Annotated in this window: 1 protein-coding gene; it reads left to right on the plus strand. The window is 65.0% G+C overall.

The genetic code is table 11. The annotated features are described in order from the left end of the window. Window positions 1–50 precede the first annotated feature (50 nt). Window positions 51–975, plus strand: a 925-nt coding sequence (locus RGD00_RS23380; protein WP_310459627.1) for a hypothetical protein, incomplete at its 3' end; no start/stop codon positions are given.

Raw genomic sequence — 975 nt, forward strand, 5'->3', positions numbered from 1 at the left:
CGAATACCGCCATCTCTGATGCCGGGGGAGGATCGCCTCGGGCTGGGGACGTGGTAACGCTCTACAACAACGCCGCAGGCTGGTCGCAGACGCGCGTCCGCACGACGGGCGGGGCGTGGGCTCTCCTGGCTGCGTTTTTTGGCGGCGACGTTCTGGTCGATGGTACAGTGGTCGCGGACAAGCTGGCGGTCAATTCCGTCACCGCCAACGCGATCGCCGCCGGCGCCGTCAGTTCGATCCACCTGCAGGCCGGCTCCATCCTCGCCTCGAAGCTGACCGTGACGGATTTCGCCAACCTCGTGCCGGATCCGCGCTTCGAAGAGTTGGGCGTGACCTGGACACTCCATGCAAGCGCCGTCTCCACGATCCCGGTTTCGCCCACCTACTGGAACACGACAACGCTGATCAGGATCATGGACAGTGTTGCCCGGGCCTCGAACAGCCTGCCGATCCCGGTGGTGCCGGGTGAACAATTCTATTTCCAGTTCTATGCCCGCGTCGTCGCTGGCACGGGCACGATCTACGGTCAGGTGCAGTTTTCCGAGACGGCAGATTTTGCGGTCATCGCCTCCAGTACGAGCGTCGCGATCACATCCACCAGTGCGACCCTCGGCTCGGCCATGGTGACGGTCCCCGTCGGCGCCGTCTTTGCCCGGATCCGGTTCGTGACCTCGACGGGGGTGACCAACGCATACTTCGGCGCCCCGGTCCTGCGTCGGGCCGCCTCGGGCGAACTGATCGTCGATGGTGCGGTCGTGGCCTCCAAGATTGCCGCCGGTGCCGTCTCGGCCGACAAGATCGAGGCCGGCTCGATCCTCGCCTCGAAGCTGGCCATCAGCGACTTCAGCAATATCGTCCCCGACGGTGAGATGGCCGACCCCGCCGCCTGGACGCTTCTGACAGGCTGGAGCCGCAACCCCGGCGCGACCTCCTTCGGCTTCGAGAGTCCGAACTCGCTCATGTTCACTGATGATG

The sequence above is a fragment of the Ruixingdingia sedimenti genome, assembly GCF_031432425.1.
GTDB classification, from domain to species: domain Bacteria; phylum Pseudomonadota; class Alphaproteobacteria; order Rhodobacterales; family Rhodobacteraceae; genus Ruixingdingia; species Ruixingdingia sedimenti.